Origin of the sequence: Alkalihalobacillus sp. CinArs1 (assembly GCF_947387515.1) — a bacterium.
Lineage (GTDB): Bacteria > Bacillota > Bacilli > Bacillales > Guptibacillaceae > Guptibacillus.
Map to the genome: position 1 here is coordinate 661,095 of NZ_CANDOB010000002.1, position 24,220 is coordinate 685,314.

The window sequence follows — 24,220 nt, forward strand, 5'->3', positions numbered from 1 at the left end:
AAAGAGAGCGAATCGATGTGATTCGCTCTCTTTTACTAGATTGAGAAGTTATTCAACCTTAAGATAGTGGATGCTGAACAATTGATCGTCATCTGTCCAGATCGCTTCAGACAGAAACCCTGAACGCAATGCGAGGTTCTTAAACTCATCGATACTATATTTATAGGAGTTCTCGGTATGAATCGTCTCATGCTCTCTGAAAGGAATCGTTTCGTCTCCAATCGTAACGGTCTGCTCGATCATGCTGACGAGATGCATCTCGACCCGTCCCATCGGCGCGTTGTAATACGCATAGTGTTTAAACGTATCGAGGTTAAAATCGGCGTCGAGCTCACGGTTTAAGTGTTCAAGCATATTGAGGTTAAAACGTGATGTCACACCTTTTCTATCATTATAAGCATCATGGAGAACGGAAGGATCTTTCTTTGTATCGACTCCGATCAGTAACCCATCTCCTGGCAATAGTAGATTCGCGATAGTTGATAGAAAGCTTTCCGCTTCTTTTTTCTCAAAATTTCCGATCGTCGAGCCTGGAAAGAAGACGGTTTTTTTCTTTGAAGGATCAAGGATTTCTTGAGGGAGCTTCAGCTCTCCGGTATAGTCGGCCACGATTCCGGTAATATCGACGTTAGGATAATCAGAAGCAAGCTGCTCTGAAGATTCCTTAAGGAACGATTTTGCGATGTCGATCGGTACGTATTCAGAAATCAAACCTGACTCGAGCAACAGACGGATCTTTCGACTCGCGCCGCTACCAAACTCGATGATTGTGGAACCCGTTCCGATGAGACGCATCATCTCATCGAGCGATTCTTCCATAATCGAGAGTTCTGTTCGAGTAGGATAATATTCTTCAAGCTTCGTGATCTGTTCGAACAACTCTGATCCCGTCTGGTCATAGAGAAACTTAGGATGCAGGGTTTTCTTTTGTGCTGTTAAGCCTTCGAGAGCTTCATGAAAACGATCGGGCTGTGTAGTGAGCTGGTCGATGATTCGGAGGCTCGCGTTGATCATGTCTGGTCTCCTGCAAGGCGAATGCCTGTAAACTGCCAGCGTTTGTCAGGTCCGAAGAAGTTTCGGTACGTTGGACGTATATGAGACGCAGATGTAACGCAAGACCCGCCGCGCAGTACCATCTGACTGCTCATGAACTTTGCGTTGTATTCACCGAGCGCGCCGTCTAGAGGTTTGTTTCCTGGGTACGCCATGTATGGACTTTTCGTCCACTCCCACACGTCGCCGTACGCTTTTTTGATCTGGCCTTCGTCGTCTTTAATAGAGGCGACTGGATGATAGATACCGTCTTCAACAAAGTTTCCTGAAATCGGTTGATCTCGGACGGCAACTTCCCATTCCGCTTCAGTTGGAAGACGTTTCCCTGCCCAGCTTGCGTATGCTTCTGCTTCATAGTAGCTGACGTGTGTGACGGGATCTTCTTTGTTAAGGGGAACGAAGCCATGCAGTGTGAACGTGTACCATTCTCCATTTCGCTCTTCCCAATGAAGCGGTGCCTTCCATTGTTGATTCTTTACCGTTGCCCAGCCGTCTGACAGCCAGAATTCAGCTCGTTCATACCCGCCGTCTTCTATAAAAGCAAGGAACTCTCCGTTCGTAACCGTTCTTGTCGCTAGTTCAAACGGGTTTAGCCAAACCTTATGTACCGGCCGTTCGTTATCGAACGAAAAACGCTCTCCTTCATCGATTCCGATCTCAAAAAGTCCACCTTCAAAACGTGCCCATTCGAGCGGAGGTGCTACGTCTTTTGTGGTCGTTTCGAGTTCAAGGTAAATTGGCTTCAACGGATTGATCGAGAAATTGTATTTAACATCCGTCATAAGAAGTTCCTGATGCTGCTGCTCATGATGCAGTCCGATTTCAATTAAATTCGCTATTTCACGTAATTTCTTTTCGTCGAGTTCTTCAATCAATAGAGAGATCTCGGAATCGATATCAGACCGATACTGCTTTACCTTTTCAACGCCTGGTCGACTTAATAGTCCTCTTGAATGTCTCGGAAAGAAGCTGCCGACGCTTTCGTAGTAGGAGTTGAACAAATACTCAAACTCCTCATGAAAGGAAACGTAGTTTTCACGGTAGTCTTTTAAAATAAATGTCTCAAAAAACCATGTCGTATGTGCCATATGCCACTTAGGAGGGCTGACATCAGGGTGCGACTGGATCACATAATCTTCTGTTTCGAGTGGTTGAACGAGCTTCATCGTCATCTCTCTAACGTCTCTATAAGACTTTCGCAAATGATTTCGTAACTCAGTGGATTCAATGTGTTGTAACATGTGTTCCTCCTCGAATCGGTTATGGTTTATCAAAGCAAATACTTTCCTGCATTCTTACAATTACACACCGTCTCTTAAAAATCCTGTTTTTCAAGTGTGATGTGCGATAATCTATTATTCTGTTGCTCTAGTTGGATAAGTTTGGAATAATAAAGTGGGAATTGCCAAACTTGGATGGAGTGAAGAAACAGTATGAATGATGTATATGAGCCAATGTATATTCCTATTTTGTTGCTTTTGTTAGGAATCGGTTATCTTGTTGTATTATCGACGGTCGTGATGAAATACCGGTTCGCGCTTTCTGGGAAGATTCTCATCTCGATTTCTGTAATGATTTATCTTCTTGTTGGCATGTATATGATTGGTGGTGGTTATTACACCGATGGCCATAATGAAGGACCGATGCTCTTCGGAATTGGATTTCTTGAGATGATCATTCTTTCGTTTGCGTATATTTTCATTGGATTAGCGGTTGGGATAGGGAAGCGGGATTCGAGATAAGAGGATGGTGATGAGGTGTTAACATCTACGGTCGTAACATGGGGGAAGTCACGTCTAACGTTAACGTGGAGACCGGGCAGTGAGCTTCCCGAACGTGAGCTCATTACGAGCGTACACGGCTTTTGTTTTAAGGATGGTGAGCTTCTTCTTGTGAATCTGAATGATAGAGGATGGGATTTCCCGGGCGGGCACATTGAAGAGGGAGAAACAGCTGAGACATGTTTTCGACGAGAAGCTTTTGAAGAGGGGTATGTGTCTGGAAACTGTACGCTACTCGGCTCTATCGTCGTCGATCACAGTGAAAATGAACAGTGGAATGAGTCGAGCCGCTATCCTAAAGTAGGTTATCAAGTGTTCTACAGCATGGAAATCACGGACGTTCATCCTTTTGGCGGTGAGTATGAATCAAGTGAAAGGCGCTTCATCTCCCCGGAAAAAGTAAGTGCCTACTATCCGAAATGGAATGCCGTGTACCAAGAGATCATTCATGAAATCGAGAGAAAGTCTTAATGCTGGTAACCTTTGAACGGTTATCAGCTGTTTTATTTTACACTGAAAATAAAATAGGTAAAATCTACCTAAAAAGTATTCCTAAATTTCAGATAGTTCATTATAATCGGATTAGGAGGTGTGAAAATATTCCAGAAATTGAAAAAGGAGTTGGCAGTCCTCGTGTTCGCATGAGGGTTTTGAAGTGTGCAATTTTTGATGTCGATAGGAGGATGGACTGGTACATAAGAGACCTCTGAATGCAGTTCCTGGTAAGAGTACATTCAGAGGCGTAGCTGGTTTAAGAAACCAACTTTCATAAGTATACCGCTTCTTAACCATAAGTGGAACTGAAATGGGTGTTCCTGAACAATATACTGAAGGGGATAAAAAGAGAATGACAATTTTATGCGAAGAAATGGTTTTAGAGTACGAAATCAGCCGTACAACGGAAGCGTTGCTACCGGCAAAAGAACTTGTGAACGAAACGAGAATCTACGATCGATCAGGCGTTTATTTATCGAAACGAACTCAGATCGATTTGATTCGAGATGCTTGCCTTGAAGGGGGATCTACATATGAAGGACGACGAAAAGCGATGGTGTATCATCTGAAATATGAGCACCAAACACCAATCGTCATCTCTACCTCAAACGGAATATGCGCCTTTCCTACTGAATCCCCTGATAATCTTGAGTGTTCCTGGATCTTCTATCACCATGTGAGGAACATGACATCACTAACTAAGAATTCGTCGATGGTCCATTTTCATAGTGGTTTAAAGCTAGAAGTCCCCGTATCGCTTTCGAGGCTTCAGAAACAAATGGAAAGGATGGGACGGTGTATCAGTCACTACTCAAATAATCCGGTCTATTGTTAGCACAAAAAAGTCGTACATTCCTCTCTGTCCGAATATACATTTAGTTGTAGCTTGCAAATCATCAATGTGAGACAGAGGAGGAATCGCGATGAGCTGGTATTTGAAGGTGCTAAAGGATTATGTGAATTTTAAAGGAAGAGCTCGACGGAAAGAGTATTGGATGTTTTTTCTTGTTCACGTCATCATTTGTGTTCTTCTTTCATGGATTCAAACTGCAGCGGATATGGGGGTTGCGCTCACTTCTATCTATACACTCGCCGTTTTCCTGCCATCGTTAGCCGTCACCGTTAGACGCTTGCATGATACCGGTAAAAGTGGTTGGTGGGTACTGATTTCACTCATCCCGATCATTGGTTCGATCATTTTGATCGTTTTCCTAGTACTCGATAGTGAGGATGAAAACAAGTACGGTTCAAGTCCTAAACTTGCTGAGATTTAATGAAAACTGCCAGTGCTTCGGTACTGGCGGTTTTTTTATGAAATGGATAGTATTTTCTAATATAAGTAAAATAAAGAATGACTGATAAATAGAAGGTGTTTAAAACATGGACAGTTATTCGAACGACAATACAGCAAGGCGCTATAGGGCACATGTAAGTACGTGGGGAACCACTCAACTTCATTTGCGGAATCCGTATGTAATGGCATGGTGGTCAGCAGCGTTTCCCGGATTTGGTCATTTGCTGCTTTCAAAGTATATACGAGGGTTCATGTTATTTGCTTGGGAAGTCATCGTAAATATGAATGCTCATGTCAATACTGCTATGATTTATTCATTTCAAGGTGAAATACAGCAGGCAAAGGAAGTATTGGATACAAGGTGGTTACTTATCTACATACCAGTCTACCTTTTTGCGATATGGGATACTTACCGAACGACCGTAGATATGAATAAAGTGTATATTTTAGCTGATATGGAGGATCATCGAATCAATACATTTAGTATGGGTGCGTTTGAGGTGAACTATTTGGATAAACGGAGTCCATTCATGGCTGCATTATGGTCTTTCTTAATGCCGGGCCTAGGGCAATTGTATATACACCGCATTTTCACAGCCTTTTTTATTGTTGTATGGGGGGTAACGTTCTTCTACTTTTCACAAGCTCTTGAGGCTATTTCCTTGCTTTTCTTAGGTGAAACGAGTAAAGCGACTTCAGTAATAAAGCCTGATTGGCTGTTGATGCTTCCTTCTCTTTATGGCTTTGCGATTTTCGATGCATATATAAATACTGTAGAAAATAATAAGCTTTATAAAAAAGAACAAAGAAGATATCTCCTAAAGACGTATCAGTCTCCAAGTTTCATTATTAAGAAAGGAACGAAGATGTCATGAAGCGTGTACAACTATTCTCCACGTTCGAGAATCATTCCTATCTTGAAATTGCAATCTCAAACCTTGAAAAGCAGGGCATCCCACGTGAAAAAATATACGCAGTGCCGCTTGACAAACGAGCAGAAACGAAAAAGCTTTTTGATACACTTCACAGCTCTGATGGTATATCCCTTATCGACATTGGCTTGCCGTTAGCTACTGCATTTTCCGTCATTACTGCAAGTATCGGATTTGAGTTAGCATGGGGACCGATCTATTGGGGACTGATCGGAGCGGGGGCAGGTTTCGTATTAGGCGTTATCATCAGGTTAATCATCTTTTGGCAAACAGAGAAGGGGCAGAAAAGAGTGAGGCGAAAACAAGCGGATTTGATTTTGATCGTAGAGTGTGAGGCATCCATTAGTGAAAAGGTAGAGAAGATCTTATGGGAACATTTTGCGATGGGACTAGCAAAAGTTGAAAGTGGAACGTAACAAGAAAGGCTGTAGAGATGTTCTCTACAGCCTAATATTATTCTTCATTTTCCATGTCTGTACTATTTGTCATTGCCTGAGCAAGGTTCGATGTGATGTTCACTGATCCGAAGTCGATACCGAGCTGTACGGCGGTTTGAGCGATCTCAGGGCGAATACCTGAAAGTGTAGTTGATACACCGATGAGCTTGAGACCTGTGAGCAATTGGAAGATTTGTTGAGCGACCATCGTGTCGACCATGTAGACGCCTGACAGATCTAAGAACAAATGATTGACGCCTTTTTCAATACAGCCTGTCAGCGTGTTATCGATGATGGCTGAAGCACGTTCATCGTCGATGTCGCCGATGATCGGAAGGAGTGCCTGTCCCTTTTGTAAAGAGATGAGCGGGGAACTTAAGTCGTTGATCGTTTTCTGCTGCTCTTCAATTCTCTTGTTGAGATGCTCCGCCTTTCCTTCAAACACACGCATCATGACGATATCAAACGAGTCATAGATCACCGTTTTCCAAAGATCGATCTTTTCTTGTGGAATCGGGTAGTCTTGCTGGTTGATAAATTCTTGTATGTACGTAAGGTACTGCTCACGAACCCTTAAAAACTCCCTCATAATCAAATGGGTAGGGGTTTTAATGTGCTCTGCATCCGTAGCAATCTCCATGATCCATTCATCAAATTCTTTGAAAAACTGTTCTTTTTCCATCACAAATATTTTGCAAAGATGGTGATGAAACGCCATGTTCTGAGCTTTAAGGTTCTCGATCACCTTCGGATCATTTGATGAGTAAACGCCCTCTGGATCTGATTTATCAAGTGATTGGTACCATTCTTCGTTTAGCTGCTCTGCTTTACTTAACAGAAAATCATGGAGCTCTATATTCCGTTGCATATCATTTTCTCCTCTCAAACCTTCTCGATCTCGTATCTGATTTAACCTTAGGTCTAGATGTACAGTGGTATATCATTCAATAGAAGACAAAATGAGCGTGCATTCGTCAAAAGATTGCATCATTCCTTCTCATGTTACTGAAGAAAATGGAGAAGTGCAAACATTAAATAGTAAAAGGGAGTTAGGCGCGTGCCTGGCTCCCTATAATAATCTTTTCTACTTTCTCAAGGTCGCGAGAAACAGAGGAGGGAATAGAAGATTGAAGTGTTGTGAGGGCGCTCTTCATCAAGTGATGACGAGGGTCTTTCGACTGCGTGAATTCGTCTCTAATAAATTCAAGAAGCTCATTGTATTTAGAATAATCATTTGAAGATTTTAGTTTCTTCTTTATACATAGGATCGCGTCGTTCAGTAACTCTTTCCGAGATTGGTCTTTAAGCTCTGCATCAGGAAGCCAGTTTTTGAGATCATCTGGTTCGATCAATTGTTCACCGCTCTCAGTTACTTCTTTCACGATTCTCTCAATTCGGTTGACCGTGTAGTTCACGACGAGCTGAATGTTCACGGTAGAACCGTGGGTACGCGCGTAATATTTTGTGTTGTGATGAAGAATGCCTAGGAACATAATCGCACAATCGAGTAAGTAAGGTTTAGCATCCACGCTGAACAAATCCTCAAAACGATGATAAACCCACTGCAGCATCCTCGCCTGACTTTCCTTGATGTACTCTTTAATCTCTTCATCTGGTGATAGAACAACTTCTTCAAAAAGCGTGAGAAGGCGGTTCTTTCGATTCGTGTTCATTTGTGTTTCGATCTGCTTCTTAAAAACTTCGATATTTGCAGAATCTTTTCCAGTTAATAAGCGATCGCGCTTTGCCTCCATTTCATTCAATAACGTTTTGAAGAGTGCGATCAAAAGCTCGTTCTTTGATGAAAAGTAGTTATAAAACGTTCCTTTTGAAATACCTGTATAGTCGAGAATATCTTGAATCGACGTTGCGTGAAAGCCTCTGTCGATGAAAAGTTCATGAGATTTAATGATTACCTGTTGTTTTCGATCGTTCACTGTATCATCACCCTGTGTATTAATGTACTACCTGTATAAATTTGATAATACATCATTTTCTGATAAAGAACAAATGCCTATGTAGAAGGAGATACAAAGGTATTGATTAAAATGAACCGATGGTATAAAATAGTCGTAGTGAACTTATAGTATAAAAAATGAACTGGTAGTATAGGAGAGGATCAACATGAATGCAGCAGTTAATGAAACACCTCGTCCACAGTATGGCGTTCTTGCTGTACTCATCGTCGGAGCGTTCATTGCATTTTTAAATAATACACTTTTGAATATCGCGCTTCCGTCCATTATGGCGGATTTACAAATCGGTACAGCTACCGTTCAGTGGCTGACGACTGGATTTATGCTCGTGAATGGAATCCTGATTCCTGCCACAGCTTTTTTAATTGAAAAATTTTCTGTACGACGCTTGTTTCTAGTAGCGATGGGATTGTTCTCAATCGGAACGATTATTGCTGGGATGGCAGATGTATTTCCTGTTCTGTTAGGAGGTAGAATGCTGCAAGCGTCAGGATCAGCAATCATGATGCCGCTACTGATGAACGTAATGCTCGTTAGCTTTCCGATCGAAAAGCGCGGCGCAGCGATGGGGGTTTTCGGCTTAATCTTGATGGCAGCACCAGCAATCGGCCCAACCCTATCAGGGTGGATCATCGAACATTACGACTGGAGAATGCTGTTTCACTTCGTCACTCCGATCGCAATCAGTGTGTTACTGCTAGGTTTCTTCTTATTAAAGGATAAAAAAGAGAAAGTAACGTTAAAGCTCGATCTTCTGTCACTCGTTCTATCGAGTGCAGGTTTCGGAGGCATCCTTTATGGATTCAGTTCTGCAGGCAGCAAAGGGTGGGAAAGCCCGCACGTGACGGTAACACTTGCAGTAGGCGTCATTTCACTCGTTACCTTTATCGTCAGACAGTCGAAACTAGAACGACCGATGCTGAACTTTACAATTTTTAAATATCCAATGTTCGCCTTATCGTCTTCGATTACGATGGTGATCAATATGGCACTGTTTTCCGGCATGCTGCTATTGCCGATTTATGTTCAGACCATTCGTGGGATCTCGCCGTTTGATGCTGGACTCATGATGTTACCAGGTGCGCTCGTGATGGCACTCATGTCACCGATAACCGGTAAACTTTTTGATAAATACGGTGGTCGCATCCTGGCGATGACCGGTCTAACGATTACGGTAGCGACTACTTACTTATTTAGCACGCTATCGTTCGAAACGACCTACACGTATTTAATGATTCTTCATGCCGTACGAATGTTTGGAATGTCGATGGTGATGATGCCTGTCTCAACGAATGGGCTGAATCAGCTGCCAGCGAAGTTCTATCCGCACGGCACAGCGATGAACAACACGTTGAATCAGGTTTCTGGTGCGATCGGTACGGCACTGCTCGTTACGGTGATGTCGACTCGAACCGAATCAACAGCTTCTGAGCTAGCTGTTTCGGGAGTGAGTGAGCAGCAGATCATGATGAAAGCGATGCTTGAAGGCATTAACTTTGCTTTCTTCGTCGCAACATTTATAGCGGGTGTCGCACTGCTGCTAGCATTCTTCATTAGGAGACCAGGAAGAGTCGAAGAGCAATCAGACAAACAATCAGACGAAACGATCATCGTAAGGGGTCAGGCGCGTGCCTGATCCTTTCTTTATTTTCTATTGCTGTTTCTCACACATTACTGTATGATACATAGTATAGATAGTGTACGACATACAGTAATAGAAAGCAGTGATGGTATGACGTTGTTGAATTCTTTAGTAACCGAGCTTAGAAGGGGGACATTAACCCTTGCTGTGCTCAGTCAGTTGAGATCTCCGCAGTATGGGTATTCACTCGTTCAGTCTCTTGAAAAGTCAGGGGTCACGATCGAACAAAGCACGTTATATCCACTTCTACGAAGGCTAGAAAAGCAAGAGCTTGTCACGAGCAGTTGGGATACGACGGAGAAGAGACCAAGAAAGTATTATGTACTGAGTGAATTTGGAACAGAAATTTATGGACAATTAAAGGAAGAGTGGGAGAAGACTTCTGCGGAACTTCACTCCCTTCTGAAAGGAGACGAATCGCGTGAAGTTGATTGAAGCGTATATTGGAGAAGTGACGAGAAGGCTGCCAGAAAAGGAGCGGGAAGATATCGCCCTAGAACTAAGGTCAACGATCTATGATACGCTGCCTGAAGATTACAGTGAAGAAGAGGAGAAGGCTGCATTACGTGAACTTGGAAGTCCGTTTATGTTGGCGAACGGTTATAAAAATTGGCCCATGCATCTTATTGGGCCGAAGTATTTTGAGTCGTACGTTTCGCTATTGAAAATTCTTCTGCCAATCGTCCTCCTCATCTCCTTTCTGTCGTTATTAACCGTGGATTTCATTGAGCATTCCGGAGTCATTTCGGTCATCGAAATCTTCTGGATGGCGATAGGAAATGCGTTCGCTGTCTTCTTTGATGTTACGCTCCAGGTCCTCTTTTGGGTGACGCTTGGGTTTGTGATTTTCGAAAGAACAGAGCATAAAAAAGAAACGATAAAGAAATGGTCACCTGACGACTTGAAAAAATCACCGAGTTATTTAACTGAGAAAGCTGTTAAGAAGATGGAGATCTTTTGGGATCTTTTTTGGATGGCTGTACTTGCGGCACTTTATTTCAACGCTTCGAATCTTATGGGTGTGATTCAAGATGGAGAAATGGTAGCACCTCTATTCAATAACGACGTGCTCCTGTCTTATTGGCCGCTTGTCGTGGCTGCTTTGATCGGTGAGGTTCTCCTCGCAGCGTATAAGCTAGTGGCTGGGGTTTGGACGAAGCGAATGGCGATTCTAAATACGCTTCAACTTGCCTTTTCGACAACCGTCTTCCTCTTGATCATTTTTAATAACAACATTATTCATTCCAAGATCGCAACTTATTTTCCATTACCGGAAAGTTATCTAGAACGTACTCTTACCATCACTGCGATTGTGGTGGTTGGGATCAACGCATACGAAGCTTGGAAAGGATTCAAAAGAGGGGGGCAGGCACGTGCCTGACTCCTTTCTGTTTCTATATGATAAACTAACTAACGTAATCAAACTTAAAACTGAGGTGCAACAATGAATACATTTCTACAATACAATCCAACAAAGCTTTATTTTGGTAAAGGTCAGATGGAGCAGCTATCATCTGAAATCAAAAAGCAATCGAACGTGCTCGTCGTATACGGAGGCGGAAGCATTAAGAAAAACGGTGTTTACGATAAAGTGATGGAGCAGCTCTATTCTGTAGGTGCAGAGATTCATGAGCTATCAGGCGTAGAGCCAAACCCGCGGTTAACCACAGTTCGTAAAGGGGTCGAGATCTGTAAAAATGAAGGAATCGATTTTCTTTTAGCAGTAGGTGGAGGTAGCGTGATCGACTGTACGAAGGCAATCGCAATCGGTGCGAAGTATGATGGAGATGTGTGGGAGCTCATCACGCAAAAAGCGCCGATTGAGGATGCACTACCAATCGGAACGGTACTTACGCTAGCCGCTACAGGTTCAGAAATGAACTCCGTATCAGTAATCACCAACTGGGAAACGAAAGATAAGCTCGGCTGGGGATCTGTGCATGTTTATCCTACGTTTTCGATTCTAGACCCGGAGAATACATTCTCAGTACCAGAAAATCAGACGGTGTACGGTATTGTCGACAGCATGTCTCATGCACTCGAGCACTACTTCCATCGAACGGAGAACACGCCGATGATCGATGGGTTCATCGAATCTCTATTACGTACTGCGATCGAAACTGGGCCGAAGCTCGTAAACGACCTTCACTCGTATGAGCATCGAGAAACGATGATGTACATCAGTACGACAGCATTTAATGGTACGCTGATGAACGGTACTGACGGTGGGGACTGGGCGACACACCGCATCGAGCATGCGATTTCAGCTGTGTACGATATCCCGCACGGTGGAGGACTTGCGATCCTATTCCCAAACTGGCTCGAACATGTGCTTGAAGAAGACCCATCTCGTGTGAAGCAGCTTGCGGTTAACGTGTTGGATGTAGATCCATCAGGCAAGAGCGATGAAGAGGTTGCACGTGAAGGGGCGCGCAAACTTCGAGCGTTCTGGAACTCGATCGGAGCACCGAGCACGTTGCGTGATTATGACATCGATGACAGTGAGTTCGAAACGATCGTAGAAAAGACGTTCATCAAGCCAGGGGTAGGGACGTATAAAGAGCTTGATGGTGAAAGTGTAATGGATATATTGAATCGTTCGAAGTAATGAATAGCTTTGAGCCACACCCTAATCTACTAAGATTCAGAGTGTGGCTCATTTTTATTCGGTTAGATTCTGCACGTTCATGACGTAGATACTTCTTACCATTTTTATGGAAATTAAGCCCTATCGTGTGACTTTCCAATTTATGGGTGGTAGTATGGCGGTGGGATGATTTAGAAAATTCTGAACAAGGAGGAGTTTTATGAAGAAGGTAGTATCTACAGTCGTTACGCTTTTGATGGTGTTTGGTTTTGCTAACATTGGTTTTGCAGAAACTGACAAAGATTGTGGAGATTTTAGCACATGGCAAGAAGCCCAAACATTTTTTAACAACAATGACCCAGCAAACGATCCACATGACTTAGATCGAGATGATGACGGCATTGTGTGCGAAAGTTTAAGTGGCTATGACAGTACATACGTCGCTGGCACACCGGTAAATGGATCTGACGACGCAACGTCAGAGGAATCTTCTGATGAAGCTTCAGACGATTCAGTAACGGATGATACAACAGAAGCAAGTGACTCTGAAGAACAAGGTGATGCAATGCCAGACACTGCTACGAACTACCCTGCCTTTATGCTTTTAGGAATGCTCATTATCGCGATTGGTGCATTACTTTTTGTTAAACGTAAAGCTCATGAATAAAGTGTAAATCATCCCAAATCAAAGACAGGCTAGCGCCTGTCTTTTTTTGTGGGATCCGTCACAGGTACCACCCGTTTTTTGTCGAAGGGAATGTGGAATAAGAAAGAGAAATGTTAGTTATAGGAGCGTGAAGGTATGATTCAATTCCAGAAGAAGAATGTAACCGTGTTTCAAAGTTCGTTATATATGACGACCTCAGCAGTGATCGAGACAGATGATGCCGTGATCATGACGGATCCGAACTGGCTGCCGGTCGAGGTAGAGGGGATTAAGAAATACGTTGAAAGTATTCTCGGCAGCAAGCAGCTTTATATCATCTACACACATAACGACTATGACCATATCATTGGAGCGGGTGCCTTTCCTAATGCGGTCGTTATCGCTTCTGAAGCGTTCGCTACGTATCCAGATAAAGAGAAAATCGTTCAAGAAAACCGAGAGTTTGATGAAGCGCGTTATTTAGAACGCTCGTATGAGCATGTTTATCCTGAAGTCGATGTGGTCGTAACACATGATGAACAGAAGCTTGAAGTGGGAGACGTCACGTTAACGTTTTACAAAGCACCGGGACACACAGACGATGGGATTTTCACCGTCGTCGAACCGTACGGCATCTTTCTGTCGGGTGATTACTTATCAGACGTCGAATTTCCTTTCATAACAGGCAGCTATCTCGATTATGTTCGGACGATCGAGAAAGCTGAGACGATTTTTTCTCGATACGATATCAAGCTGCATGTGCCAGGACACGGTCGAACAACGGAAGAGAAGCGTGAAATGGAGAGCCGCCTCGACTTTACGAAGCACTACCTTCAACAATTACCAAATGAAGATGATGGATTACGAGAACACATGAAGGAGAAGTTTACGTTCTTCAATTTTATGAGTGGTGTTCATGATGATAATAAAATGGTCGCTAAGCGGGAGCTCGGAAAGTGAAGCGTCTAGATACAAAGTCTAAGGTGAATTTCCTCCTTTAGAAGGCTGAACGATGAGTCTTTTTGAAATAAGATAGAAGACAGAGAGGAGGAACATGATGACATTACCGTATTGGGCACAGAGATATCTAGAACGATTAGGGATCGAACAGGAGCCGCCAACATTATCTTTTCTTGAAAAAGTGTGTCGTGCACATCTAAACGCTGTCCCCTTTGAAAACATTAGTAAGCTTCTTTATTTGAGAGATTTTGAGAAGAATGGCTTTCATATTCCGCCGATCGACGTATATGTAGAAAACATGTTTCAGTTCGATTATGGCGGCACGTGTTACACAAACAATTCTCATGCATTGACTCTATTAAAAGAGTTAGGATTCATAGGCTATCACGTACAGTTAGGGTCTTCTCATATCGGTATTATCATCGAGCTCGATGGAGAAAGGTGGTATGCAGATTTTGGTTCTGCCTCTCCTTTTTTCAAGCCGGTTAACTTTGAGAAAGATCATGATAATCTCACCGCATATGATATAGAGGAAATAAGAATTGTTCCGGACCCTAACCAAGAAGGCTTTTATCGCTTCGTACGCTATCGAGATGGCAAGGTTGTGAAAGATGACTGGGACTTCAAGCCGGATGAAGGGAAGGAGTTTGGAGAGTTCACTGAAACGGTTGCTCAGTCCAATAAACCAGGTGCTTTCTTTCTTACTCATTTACGCTGTCACCACTATCAGTTAGAACAAAACCGGACGCTTTCTCTCATCAACAACAAGCTGTCGATCAAGTATGACGACCAGCGCGTGGAAGAAGTAATGTTAACTACGCGAGAAGAAGTCAAGGAAGTGATGGAGAAAGAGTTTCACCTCCCTAACCTTCCTGTAAAAGAAGCGATCGATGTCCTGGGTGAATTAGGAGTCGATGTATTTAATAGAGAGAACGCGACGAAAGTTTAATAAGTTTATGTTAATCCCAGAATATGGTAAAATTAAAGATGAACACTGCATGAAAGGAGGGAGTGCGGTGGGATTCATCATTGCCCTTTTAACGATCCTATCATCTGCAGGCTTCCTTTATTACATGGGGAAGTCAGGACAAAAGTGGGACATGAGTGAGGGTGAAGAAGAGTAACCGCTTCTCTTTTGATCGTGTTGTTAAGGGGTTTAACAAGTTGGTTAGGAAAGCACATTCCAAGCTAAGGAATGTGCTTTTTTACGTTTTCTAAAGAGCATATTCTTGGGAAAGAAGACGAATTACAGTTATTATGTTAACATGGTACCTGTTGTAATTTTAGGGAATTAAAGGTTGAGGAGGGATTATATTGGATAAATGGTTGAAGTTTCTTGAGATTAATGCACCGCGAATCTTTGATTTAACGATAGAGCATGCCATCTTGGTCGGAGCAGCGATCCTTGTTGCACTATTAATCGGAGTTCCTCTTGGCATTTATTTAACAACGAATGATTATCTGGCCGAGACGGTTCTTCAGATTGCGTCAGTCATGTTGACGATCCCGAGTATCGCGCTATTCGGCGTCATGATTCCGATCTTTTCGATTGTGAATCTTGGTATTGGGTTCGTGCCAGCTTTCGTTGCGCTAGTGTTATACGCGCAGCTACCCATTATACGGAATACATATACCGCAATCCGTAACGTAGATCCTGAGATGAGAGATGCAGCGATCGGGCTTGGGATGAAGCCGATTCAGAGGCTGTTTCGCGTCGAAATACCGAACGCTTTCCCTGTCATAATGGCAGGTATTCGAACGGCAGTCGTGATCAATATTGGTATCGGTGTAATCGCAGCTTATATCGGTGCAGGGGGTCTCGGCGTTCTGATCACGCAGGGAATCACGCGTGGAGATAATTACTTAATCATAACTGGGTCTGTTGCAGTAGCGATTTTAGCAATGATCGCAGATGGATTCTTAATGTGGATTCAAAAAAGGTACACACCAAAAAGCATTGCGAATTAAAGAGTGAGGTGCAGAGATGATAACATTCGATAAAACGACGAAAACATACGATGGCGGCGTCACTGCTGTTAAAGGTGTGGATTTTACAGTTGAAAAAGGAGAAATCGTTGTGTTGCTCGGACCATCTGGGTGTGGGAAAACGACGCTGCTCCGGATGGTAAACCGTCTGGAATCGATATCTGATGGGAAGATCATGATCGATGGGGAAGATTCGATGTCACTAGATTCGATCGAATTACGAAGAAAGATCGGGTACGTGATTCAAAGTAACGGATTGTTCCCCAACATGACGATCGAAGAAAACGTCATGATCGTTCCAGATCTTCTAGGATGGAGCAAAAAGGATAAGAAAGAACGATTCAAAAAGTTAATGAACATGATCAGCATGGATAGTGAGAAGTTCGGTAAACGTTACCCGCATGAACTCTCTGGTGGACAGCAACAGCGAATCGGCGTCATCCGTGCGCTCGCTGCAGATCCTCCCGTTATGCTCATGGATGAACCGTTCGGTGCGCTCGATCCGATCATTCGTGAAAAGATTCAAGATGAATTTCTACAGATTCAAAAAGAAGTGAAGAAAACGATTCTTTTCGTTAGTCATGATATCGATGAAGCGATCAGAATGGCTGATAAAATCGTGCTACTACGTGGAGGCGAGCTGATGCAGTACGACACGCCATCCGAAATGCTCGTTCGACCGAAGAGTGAATTCGTGCGAGAATTTTTTGGGAAGGACCGTGCGATCAAGAGCTTGAGCCTCCATACCATCCGTGAGCTGCAAGACATCATCGGGCTTGCGGAGTTTGATGAGGGCATCACGGATACGATCACAATCAATGTGAACCATGACCTTCGTAATACGCTCTCGATGCTATTAAACCAGGAAGCCGATCAGGTGATCGTTGTCGATGATGAAGGAAATAAGCTCGGTGCGATCACGATCGATATCGTGCAGAAGTATCTACACTTCGAAATCAAAGCGAAGCCGACCCTGGTAGAGAAAGGGTGATGGTATGAATAAGAAGAAGGTTATTAGTCAAATCGTTCGCTATTCTGTTTATGGACTGGTCGCTTTGTTCTTTTTCTACGCGATCAGTAACAATTATTTCGGCTATATTTTCAGTGAAACATCGACGTTTCTATTACTTGTGAAGCAGCATATGCAGCTTGTCTTACTCTCTTCTGGACTCGCTTTGATCGTAGCGATCCCTGTTGGCATTCTTGTTACGAGGAAAAGCTTTCGACGAGCTGAGTGGATCGTCTCGAATACGGTGAACCTCGGTCAGACGATTCCGAGTCTCGCTGTACTCGCTTTGATGATCAGTATCCTTGGTATCGGATTTCAGACAGCGGTTTTCGCCCTGTTCGTTTATTCACTGTTACCGATGTATCGAAATACGGTAGCTGGCATCGACTCGATCGATGAGAATTTAATTGACGCTGCGAGAGGGATGGGGATGAAGCCCCTTCAAATTCTTTTAAGAATCGAACTTCCGAATGCGGCGTACTCGATTTTAGCTGGAGTACGAACGGCGATCGTATTGAACATCGGTACGGCAGCCCTTGCCTATGTTGTTGGAGGCGGAGGTCTTGGCGTTTGGATCTTCACTGGAATTCAACTTTTCGATAACGGCTACTTAATATCAGGGGCGATCCCTGTCACGCTACTCGCCATTTTTGTTGACTACTTACTGCGTCTACTCGAGCGACGAATCGTGCCAGAAGGGTCTCGTCCACCGCAAGAATTGTAACGGTAATGACAGGAGGTGTTTTTATGAAGAGAAAATTTATGAGCGGCGTCCTTCTCGTCGCGATCATTTCGATGCTGACCTCATGCTCCACGCTCGGAATCGGTGGGAAGCAAGTTTCTGTTGGGGGTAAGAACTTTACTGAACAGTACCTTCTTTCTGAAATGACGACGTTTCTTTTGGAGAAAGAGGGGTTTGATGTGAAGCAGATGAACAACCTTGGAAGCTCGGTTGTTCGAAAGGCACTCGAAAACGAACAGGTCGATTTGATGTGGGAATATACCGGAACAGCTCTCATCACGTACATGGGACAAGATAAGATCTCTGATCCAGTTAAGGCGTTCGATAAGGTAAAAGAACTCGATAAGAAGAATGAGATCGAGTGGACGAACATGTCTAACGTGAACAATACGTATGCGATTGCGATGAAAGAAGAGAAGGCAAAGAAACTCGGAATCCAATCGATCAGTGATCTCGCAGCGTATATCAATGAGAACCCAGGAAAGCTTTCGATCGCTTCCGATGCAGAGTTCGCAAACCGACCGGACGGTATTCCTGGCGTAGAAAAAACGTATGGGTTTGAATTTGATTCGAGTCAAATCAAGCAGATGGACATCGGATTAACGCAACGAGCGCTTGATAATGGTCAGGTTGATCTCTCGGTTGCTTATGAAACGGATCCAACGATCGTAAAATACGGCTTGGTTACATTAGAAGATGATAAGAATTTCTTCCCGCCGTACCGAGCAGCTCTAACGATGAATAAAGAAATCTATGAAAAATACCCAGAGATCGAGGAAATTACTGCACCACTAGCTGAAGAATTAAACAGTGACATCATGCGTGAGTTGAACTACAAAGTGGATATTGAAGGAAACCCTGTTTCGATCGTTGCACACGATTGGCTTGTGGAAAATGGATTATTAGAGGAATAGGGAGAAGGTGGCAGACATCAGCGTCTGTCACCTTTTTTATGAGATGGGGGAAAGCTGTTACGCGTTCGTTTTTCTAGAATAAGATAAAGAAGGTGAGGAGCGTGTGTAGAATGGAGGGGAACGGCGAAGGATTAATCGTCTCAGGAGCATGGATTCAAACGATCGGGGCAGCGGTGGCTGCGATCGGGAACACGATTGCTGCTATGGATAGAAGCGAAGAAGATGAACGAGTCAGCAGCGAACTTTATATTCTAGGTAACGCAGTCGAAGCGACGGGAAATTCCCTCCAAGCGGTCGGTCAAACGAAAATTCAGGAAAGTGAAGAAGAAACGCTCGGGATTGTAGGAGACTGGTTTCAGGCTGCTGGAAATATTGCAAACGTAGTCGGCGGGACGATCGTACTCAATGACGATGTGGAGGAAGGACTGAGCATCGATATTCTTGGTGACGTCATCCAATCGATCGGTGCGAGCTTCGAAGCTCATAGTTCTAGTCTGCTAGATTCTGATTATGCGGCTCTGATTGCAGCAGGCCAGAGGGTGCAGTCGATCTCTGTTGCGATCGAGGCGATTGGCCTCGTGTATATAATGAAAGGAAAAGATAAGGTAGGACAGCAGCTGATCGCGATCGGAAGCTATGGACAAACAGCTGGTGCCGCGCTTTCTGCAATCGGGTATACGAAAGAGTACAACCGACCGCGGTTATTCCATGATTGGAATAGCGGATATTATTATTTGTAGGTATTGCCATTATGAGAAAAAATGGAACTTCATGCGTTTCAAATTCGTACATAGTAGTAGCGCTGCTTTTGGAGGTGGTCTAGTGGAGCTGCTCGTGATCGGGTTAGGCTTTTTATTCTTTTCATATTTGGTCGGAGTGAAGAAGCAAACATACCTTCAGGGTTTAACGAAAAACAATAAAAGACAAGTCGCTGCTAGGAACGGTAGTAGGAGGATGGTTACTCCTCCCGTTAGATCTCATCTTCATTTTACATCGTTTTATAGACTATCCTTATGAGGGGATTGTGGTTGGAAGTGCGATGGTGCTTCTCTTAACTTGCGTATATGTGTTATCAACAGAAAGCTGTGACCGGAGGTGTTTTATTGATTGCAGAGATGTTTAAGCGTAGAGAAAAATACGCGTATTTAGGTTTGATTGTCGTCACCGTTTTTAGCGGTGTTTTTCTTGCTTTTAATTTGCCAAAGACAAACGGTGAGTGGGCAGAAATGATCGTGCTGCTGCTTCCGATCCTATTTCTCGCCTTCATCGCATTAATCAGTCGTAAGAAATATAACGAGGTGAAGGGAGTTGATTTTCCTCAATCGCATTCATCCCTTCTCGCGTGTGATCACCTTATTTTAAAACAAGATGCTGCTATGATGCCTAGGCTTCTTTCGTTTGAGAAAGATGGAAGTTTTGTTGGAAGGTATCAGTTGGTCGATGTTAAGTGGTGGCTTTACCCCATCGCTCTTTTTCAGTCTTCTATGCTTTCTCTCATTCCGCATCGGGTCGCTTTTTTATCGAACGAAGGTAAAAAGGTATTCTCTTTCAGGCGGGAAGGATTCAAGAAAACAAAGGTCACGATTTATGATCATGAAGATCAGGTGATCGGTACATATGAACAAGAAGAGTTTAAGAGTTTGGTTAATCTGAACGGAGAATTAAAGGATGAGAATGGATCAGTCATTTTACCGGTGAAAGTTGCTGGGTTCTCTGGAGATTTTCATTTAATAGATGAGGATGGACATCGGTGGGCATATTTTTACAATGGGCGATTTCCGCATGAGTATACAAAGATTTTTAAAGATATGGACAATGATATCGTTGAGGTTTCAAATCGGCTATCTGAAAGAGATAAAGTCCGCCTGCTTAGCTTCATAGGCTTTATTTTTATGGAGCGGAGTTTTAAGGGACGATAGTATGGAGCGGCTATTTAAATGAAGAAAAGCTGGGTGATCTCAACGTGTCTTACTATTGTCCTGATCTTCTCATCCATTCTTGCTACATGGAAACCGATCGCAGAAGAACTGAAACTTGGCCTCGATCTGCAAGGTGGATTTGAAATTCTTTATGAAGTTCAAGACCCGTATGAAGGAAGAGGCATTGAAAAAGAGAAACTAGTAAAGCAGACCGCATCGATCATGAGAGATCGCATCAATCTATTAGGGATAAGTGAACCTATAATCCAAGTCGAAGATGAAGAACGCATTCGCGTTCAGCTCCCTGGCGTGCAGGATCAGAACGAGGCGCGTGATATCTTATCGATCGGAGGGAACATCACGATTCGGGATACGGATAACGATCTTATCTTATCTTCAGAAGAGTTTTCTTCTATTAAAATCGTAGAGGTACCAGGGGGTGCACCACCTCAGGTCACCATGGAGTTTCGTGAAGACGTAGATATGCAGCGCATTACAGAGAAGTACATGGGCGAGACGCTTGTCCTTTGGCTCGATTATGTAAAAGGAGAATCTTACAGCGCGTCTCACCCTAACGTTATTTTTGATGGTCCTGTGTCGATGACGTGGTCTTACGACGGGGTAGCTCTCTCAAGTGATTTTACGAACGAAGAGGCGAATAAACTTGCGAAAGTACTTAGTACGGGTGACTTACCTGCTCCGATCGAAGAGATTTACTCGCGCTCAGTTGGAAGTCAGCTCGGTGAGAAGGCACTGAACAATACGATGTTGTCATGCGGAATCGCGATACTATTGATCTTTTTGTATATGGTTTGGAATTACCGTTATCTGGGGATGATTTCGGTTCTTTGCATGGTAAGCTACCTGTATTTGACGTTCGCCATCTTTTTATTCTTAGAAGGTGTGTTCACGCTAACAGGATTGGCAGCGTTTATTCTTGGCCTCGGGATGGCGGTCGATGCGTCGATCCTAACGTTTGAGCGTTTGCGGGAAATCAAGAGAAGGGGAGCTTCGTTCGAAACGCTCGTGATGGAAGCCTCGAACCGTTCGTTTACAACGATTGGGGATGCACAAGTAACGACCGCGATTGCTGCTTGTGGACTGTTTATCTTTGGTGTTGGCGCTGTAAAAGGGTTTGCGGTCATGCTATTCATCTCAATTGTTGCTGGGTTCTTAACCTGTTATGCATTGTTAAGACTGCTACTCTACATGATTGGTGAAGCGAGAATCGTAGAGTGGTATGAGAGAAGAAATAGAAAGGGTTGAAGGGATGAAGGCATTATTTTTACTGTATGATGGCTATGTAGAATGGGAAATCAGTACGCTTAGCTATATTTTTAGTGAAACGGACGTCGATATCGAGACCACCGCTCTGTACCGTGAAGTGACGAATAGCGGGAAGTTTAATATACGTGTGAGCAAGACCGTGAGCGAGTGTTCACCAGACGACTATGATATTTTAGTTATCCCTGGTGGTGACCCAGAGCCACTATTAGAGGAAGAGAAGTTTTTGAACCTTATCCAGAGTTTTAATGAGAAAAAGAAGTGGATCGCGGCGATATGTGGAGCTTCAACATTCCTCGGCGCGAGTTCAGTATTAGGTGAAAGGGAGTATTCGACTTCAATTGAAACAGAAGAGTTTCCGACGATCTTTGAGGTTGCAAACAAAAGCAAAGCGGACGTAACGGTTTGTGAAAACTTGATTACCGCTGAAGGAAATGCGTACATAGAATTTGCGGTAGCAGTCGCAAAACAGCTAGATCTGTTTGAGGACCGTGAAGATGAATTGGAAACGGTCTTGTTCTTTAAGAATCAACTGAGAGGGTAGCGCTTTAGTAGAGGAGGGAACGGAGTGGAAACGTTTGAAGACTATCTTAGCAAAATCGAAGAGCCTGAGCACCGCGCTCGAATGGAGGAAGTGTTCGATTGGGTTGAGGAGAAGTATCCAAACTTAGAGCGAAGGATTGCATGGAACCAACCGATGTATACCGATCATGGCACATTTATTATCGCTTTTAGTAAGGCGAAGAAGCACATGTCGGTCGCACCAGAGCGGGTCGTGATGGAGCGTTTCGCTGATGATATCGATGCAGCTGGATATGATGCCACAAAAGAGCTCGTGCGAATTCCGTGGAACAAACCGGTGAATTATGGGCTGCTTGAGAAGATGATCTCGTTTAATATTCGGGATAAAGCGGAATATACGAGTTTTTGGAGGAAGTGACTGTGTTGCAAAAGACGCCTGCTATATGAGCAGACGTCTTTTTGTGTACCTAGTTCTGTTCGACAGCCTTCGAGCTAATCCGGGTGGTACCTGTCACCGTAGCACCGTAGCGGTGCGGTGGTCAAAGACTCGCTTTGCTTTTCCTTCAGAGCGGGGAAGGGCGGACGGTTCTTTTAAGAAGACTTCCATCGAGACGAGTGCTTCGGTTTTCACCATCAACGCGATTCTTGACGTTAGCTCCTGTGCAGCTGGATGGCTGAAGGTTTGATCATTAAGAGACTTATAGAATTCTTCTGATACCTCCACATGGAGTTCCACGTGATCCATAGGGCCTTTCTTATGAAGGTGAATTTGATAATGAGGTACCAGTTCATCTAAGTTGCAGATGAATCGTTCGATTTCAGAAGGAAACACGTTCACCCCACGGATGATCAGCATGTCATCGATCCTGCCTTTTACCCGGCTCATTCTCGTCGTCGTCCTACCACATTCACAAGGTTCGCGGGTTATCGAAGCGATATCTCCAGTTCGGTAACGGATAGTTGGTAACGCTTCTTTTGTGAGGCTGGTAAACACAAGCTCACCGTCTTGTCCGTCTTCAACAGGCTCTAGCGTATTAGGGTCGATCACTTCAACGAGAAAGTGGTCGTCAGCAATGTGAAGACCATCCTGACAATCTACGCATTCTTGTGCAACGCCTGGACCGATCACTTCACTAAGACCATAAATGTCGGTCGCTTTAAGGTCGAACATCCGCTCGATCTGACTCCTCATCCCTTCTGACCAGGGTTCGGCCCCTAGTATTGCGATTTCTAGCGAAGTTGAAGCAGGGTCGATTCCTTGTTGTATCATCGCTTCTCCGATACTTAATAAATAGGATGGCGTACAACATATGATCCTCGGTTTAAAGTCCTGTATGAGGGAGATCTGCTTTACGGTGTTTCCACCAGATACGGGAACGGTCGCACAGCCTAGTTTTTCTGATCCTACATGCAATCCGAGGCCTCCCGTAAAGAGTCCATACCCATAAGCATTATGAAGAATATCGCCTTTTCGACCGCCTGCTAACGCGATTGCTCGAGCGACGATTTCGCCCCAGCTCTCTAGATCGTTCTTCGTATAAGCGACAACGGTCGGCTTCCCGCTTGTGCCTGAAGAAGCATGAATTCGGATGATGTCTTCCATCGGACTTGCTAGTAGATTAAAAGGATAGTTTTCTCTAAGGTGATGTTTTTGCGTGAATGGGAGTCGGCGGAGATCGTCTAACGTGTTGATCTCTTCTGGGGTGATATGAGCTTCCATGAATGAATCGCGGTAAAACGGGACGTTTTGAAATGCGCGCTTTACGGTGTTCTGTAATCCTTTTAGCTGATGTTTTTTCATTTCACTAGGATTCCAACCTTCACACTCTGAGTAAGTAGCCATTTCCCCATCTCCTTATATGAGATTTTTTTCACGGTTTATGTATTACGCGTTATATTTAAAGTAGTCCTTTATGGAAGCGCTGTCAATTTATTTTGAAAATTCAGACACAAATTAATTGGAAATAGTTCGAAAGTCGTTGTCTTCATGCATTCGACAAATTCCGGGCGGTACCAGGAACAGATTTCTGTATAATTTTCG

The 24,220-nt window shown here is 43.8% G+C and carries 27 protein-coding genes; 22 read left to right on the forward strand and 5 right to left on the reverse strand.

What is annotated here, in order from left to right; all coding sequences use genetic code 11:
• Nucleotides 1-48: 48 nt before the first annotated feature.
• Together egtD and egtB are read right to left on the reverse strand one after the other, a co-directional pair.
• Complete coding sequence (gene egtD / locus PFZ69_RS12010) at nt 49-1,014, reverse strand: L-histidine N(alpha)-methyltransferase (protein WP_270181321.1); 966 nt, start codon at nt 1,012-1,014, stop codon at nt 49-51.
• Nucleotides 1,011-2,294: an ergothioneine biosynthesis protein EgtB gene (gene egtB / locus PFZ69_RS12015; protein WP_270181322.1), complete on the reverse strand. Its 1,284-nt coding sequence runs from the start codon at nt 2,292-2,294 to the stop codon at nt 1,011-1,013. Before egtB ends, egtD begins: the two co-directional genes overlap by 4 nt.
• Before the next feature lie 192 nt (nt 2,295-2,486).
• Here egtB and PFZ69_RS12020 point away from each other — a divergent pair, with 192 nt between their 5' ends.
• From PFZ69_RS12020 to PFZ69_RS12045, 6 genes are all read left to right on the forward strand, one after another.
• Nucleotides 2,487-2,795 (forward strand): hypothetical protein, encoded by a 309-nt coding sequence (locus PFZ69_RS12020; RefSeq protein ID WP_270181323.1) that lies wholly within the window; start codon nt 2,487-2,489, stop codon nt 2,793-2,795.
• 15 nt (nt 2,796-2,810) lie between these two features.
• Entirely contained in the window at nt 2,811-3,305 is a 495-nt protein-coding gene (locus PFZ69_RS12025; protein ID WP_270181324.1) for an NUDIX hydrolase, read from the forward strand.
• A gap of 376 nt (nt 3,306-3,681) precedes the next feature.
• On the forward strand, nt 3,682-4,164 hold the full coding sequence (locus PFZ69_RS12030) for a competence protein ComK (RefSeq protein WP_270181325.1): 483 nt from the start codon (nt 3,682-3,684) through the stop codon (nt 4,162-4,164).
• A gap of 88 nt (nt 4,165-4,252) precedes the next feature.
• Entirely contained in the window at nt 4,253-4,603 is a 351-nt protein-coding gene (locus PFZ69_RS12035) for a DUF805 domain-containing protein (protein ID WP_270181326.1), read from the forward strand.
• A 106-nt stretch (nt 4,604-4,709) separates the two neighbouring features.
• Complete coding sequence (locus PFZ69_RS12040; protein WP_270181327.1) at nt 4,710-5,498, forward strand: hypothetical protein; 789 nt, start codon at nt 4,710-4,712, stop codon at nt 5,496-5,498.
• The gene (locus tag PFZ69_RS12045; protein WP_270181328.1) at nt 5,495-5,971 is read left to right on the forward strand and encodes a hypothetical protein; all 477 of its coding nucleotides are present in this window, start codon (nt 5,495-5,497) and stop codon (nt 5,969-5,971) included. Before PFZ69_RS12040 ends, PFZ69_RS12045 begins: the two co-directional genes overlap by 4 nt.
• Before the next feature lie 37 nt (nt 5,972-6,008).
• On the opposite strand, the gene PFZ69_RS12050 is transcribed toward PFZ69_RS12045, so the two are convergent.
• Nucleotides 6,009-6,860 (reverse strand): STAS domain-containing protein, encoded by an 852-nt coding sequence (locus tag PFZ69_RS12050; protein WP_270181329.1) that lies wholly within the window; start codon nt 6,858-6,860, stop codon nt 6,009-6,011.
• 181 nt (nt 6,861-7,041) lie between these two features.
• Entirely contained in the window at nt 7,042-7,929 is an 888-nt protein-coding gene (locus PFZ69_RS12055) for a TetR/AcrR family transcriptional regulator (protein ID WP_270181330.1), read from the reverse strand.
• A gap of 187 nt (nt 7,930-8,116) precedes the next feature.
• Between PFZ69_RS12055 and PFZ69_RS12060 the strand changes: the two genes are divergently transcribed.
• From PFZ69_RS12060 to PFZ69_RS12135, 16 genes are all read left to right on the forward strand, one after another.
• Complete coding sequence (locus PFZ69_RS12060; RefSeq protein WP_270181331.1) at nt 8,117-9,604, forward strand: DHA2 family efflux MFS transporter permease subunit; 1,488 nt, start codon at nt 8,117-8,119, stop codon at nt 9,602-9,604.
• A 96-nt stretch (nt 9,605-9,700) separates the two neighbouring features.
• Nucleotides 9,701-10,045, forward strand: a complete 345-nt coding sequence (locus tag PFZ69_RS12065; protein ID WP_270181332.1) for a PadR family transcriptional regulator — start codon at nt 9,701-9,703, stop codon at nt 10,043-10,045.
• The gene (locus PFZ69_RS12070) at nt 10,032-10,991 is read left to right on the forward strand and encodes an HAAS signaling domain-containing protein (RefSeq protein ID WP_270181333.1); all 960 of its coding nucleotides are present in this window, start codon (nt 10,032-10,034) and stop codon (nt 10,989-10,991) included. Before PFZ69_RS12065 ends, PFZ69_RS12070 begins: the two co-directional genes overlap by 14 nt.
• Before the next feature lie 63 nt (nt 10,992-11,054).
• Complete coding sequence (locus PFZ69_RS12075; protein WP_270181334.1) at nt 11,055-12,218, forward strand: iron-containing alcohol dehydrogenase; 1,164 nt, start codon at nt 11,055-11,057, stop codon at nt 12,216-12,218.
• A 199-nt stretch (nt 12,219-12,417) separates the two neighbouring features.
• On the forward strand, nt 12,418-12,864 hold the full coding sequence (locus tag PFZ69_RS12080) for an LPXTG cell wall anchor domain-containing protein (protein WP_270181335.1): 447 nt from the start codon (nt 12,418-12,420) through the stop codon (nt 12,862-12,864).
• A 135-nt stretch (nt 12,865-12,999) separates the two neighbouring features.
• A complete protein-coding gene (locus tag PFZ69_RS12085) occupies nt 13,000-13,803 on the forward strand; it encodes an MBL fold metallo-hydrolase (protein ID WP_270181336.1) in 804 nt (267 codons plus the stop codon).
• Between the two features lie 94 nt (nt 13,804-13,897).
• The gene (locus PFZ69_RS12090) at nt 13,898-14,752 is read left to right on the forward strand and encodes an arylamine N-acetyltransferase (RefSeq protein ID WP_270181337.1); all 855 of its coding nucleotides are present in this window, start codon (nt 13,898-13,900) and stop codon (nt 14,750-14,752) included.
• Nucleotides 14,753-15,117: 365 nt separating this feature from the next.
• Nucleotides 15,118-15,771, forward strand: a complete 654-nt coding sequence (locus tag PFZ69_RS12095; RefSeq protein ID WP_270181338.1) for an ABC transporter permease — start codon at nt 15,118-15,120, stop codon at nt 15,769-15,771.
• Nucleotides 15,772-15,787: 16 nt separating this feature from the next.
• Nucleotides 15,788-16,780 carry an ABC transporter ATP-binding protein gene (locus PFZ69_RS12100; protein WP_270181339.1) on the forward strand — a complete coding sequence of 331 codons (993 nt, stop codon included), beginning with the start codon at nt 15,788-15,790 and terminating at the stop codon, nt 16,778-16,780.
• A 4-nt stretch (nt 16,781-16,784) separates the two neighbouring features.
• Nucleotides 16,785-17,522 (forward strand): ABC transporter permease, encoded by a 738-nt coding sequence (locus PFZ69_RS12105; protein WP_270181340.1) that lies wholly within the window; start codon nt 16,785-16,787, stop codon nt 17,520-17,522.
• Between the two features lie 23 nt (nt 17,523-17,545).
• On the forward strand, nt 17,546-18,454 hold the full coding sequence (locus PFZ69_RS12110) for a glycine betaine ABC transporter substrate-binding protein (RefSeq protein WP_270181341.1): 909 nt from the start codon (nt 17,546-17,548) through the stop codon (nt 18,452-18,454).
• Between the two features lie 110 nt (nt 18,455-18,564).
• Nucleotides 18,565-19,194 carry a DUF6944 family repetitive protein gene (locus tag PFZ69_RS12115; protein WP_270181342.1) on the forward strand — a complete coding sequence of 210 codons (630 nt, stop codon included), beginning with the start codon at nt 18,565-18,567 and terminating at the stop codon, nt 19,192-19,194.
• 363 nt (nt 19,195-19,557) lie between these two features.
• Nucleotides 19,558-20,373, forward strand: a complete 816-nt coding sequence (locus tag PFZ69_RS12120) for a hypothetical protein (protein ID WP_270181343.1) — start codon at nt 19,558-19,560, stop codon at nt 20,371-20,373.
• 18 nt (nt 20,374-20,391) lie between these two features.
• A complete protein-coding gene (locus PFZ69_RS12125; RefSeq protein ID WP_270181344.1) occupies nt 20,392-21,639 on the forward strand; it encodes a SecD/SecF family protein translocase subunit in 1,248 nt (415 codons plus the stop codon).
• Nucleotides 21,640-21,643: 4 nt separating this feature from the next.
• Nucleotides 21,644-22,201: a DJ-1/PfpI family protein gene (locus PFZ69_RS12130; RefSeq protein WP_270181345.1), complete on the forward strand. Its 558-nt coding sequence runs from the start codon at nt 21,644-21,646 to the stop codon at nt 22,199-22,201.
• A 24-nt stretch (nt 22,202-22,225) separates the two neighbouring features.
• Nucleotides 22,226-22,597 carry an iron chaperone gene (locus PFZ69_RS12135; RefSeq protein WP_270181346.1) on the forward strand — a complete coding sequence of 124 codons (372 nt, stop codon included), beginning with the start codon at nt 22,226-22,228 and terminating at the stop codon, nt 22,595-22,597.
• Nucleotides 22,598-22,690: 93 nt separating this feature from the next.
• Here PFZ69_RS12135 and PFZ69_RS12140 read toward each other — a convergent pair whose 3' ends face one another.
• A complete protein-coding gene (locus PFZ69_RS12140; protein ID WP_270181347.1) occupies nt 22,691-24,022 on the reverse strand; it encodes a LuxE/PaaK family acyltransferase in 1,332 nt (443 codons plus the stop codon).
• Between the last annotated feature and the right edge of the window lie 198 nt (nt 24,023-24,220).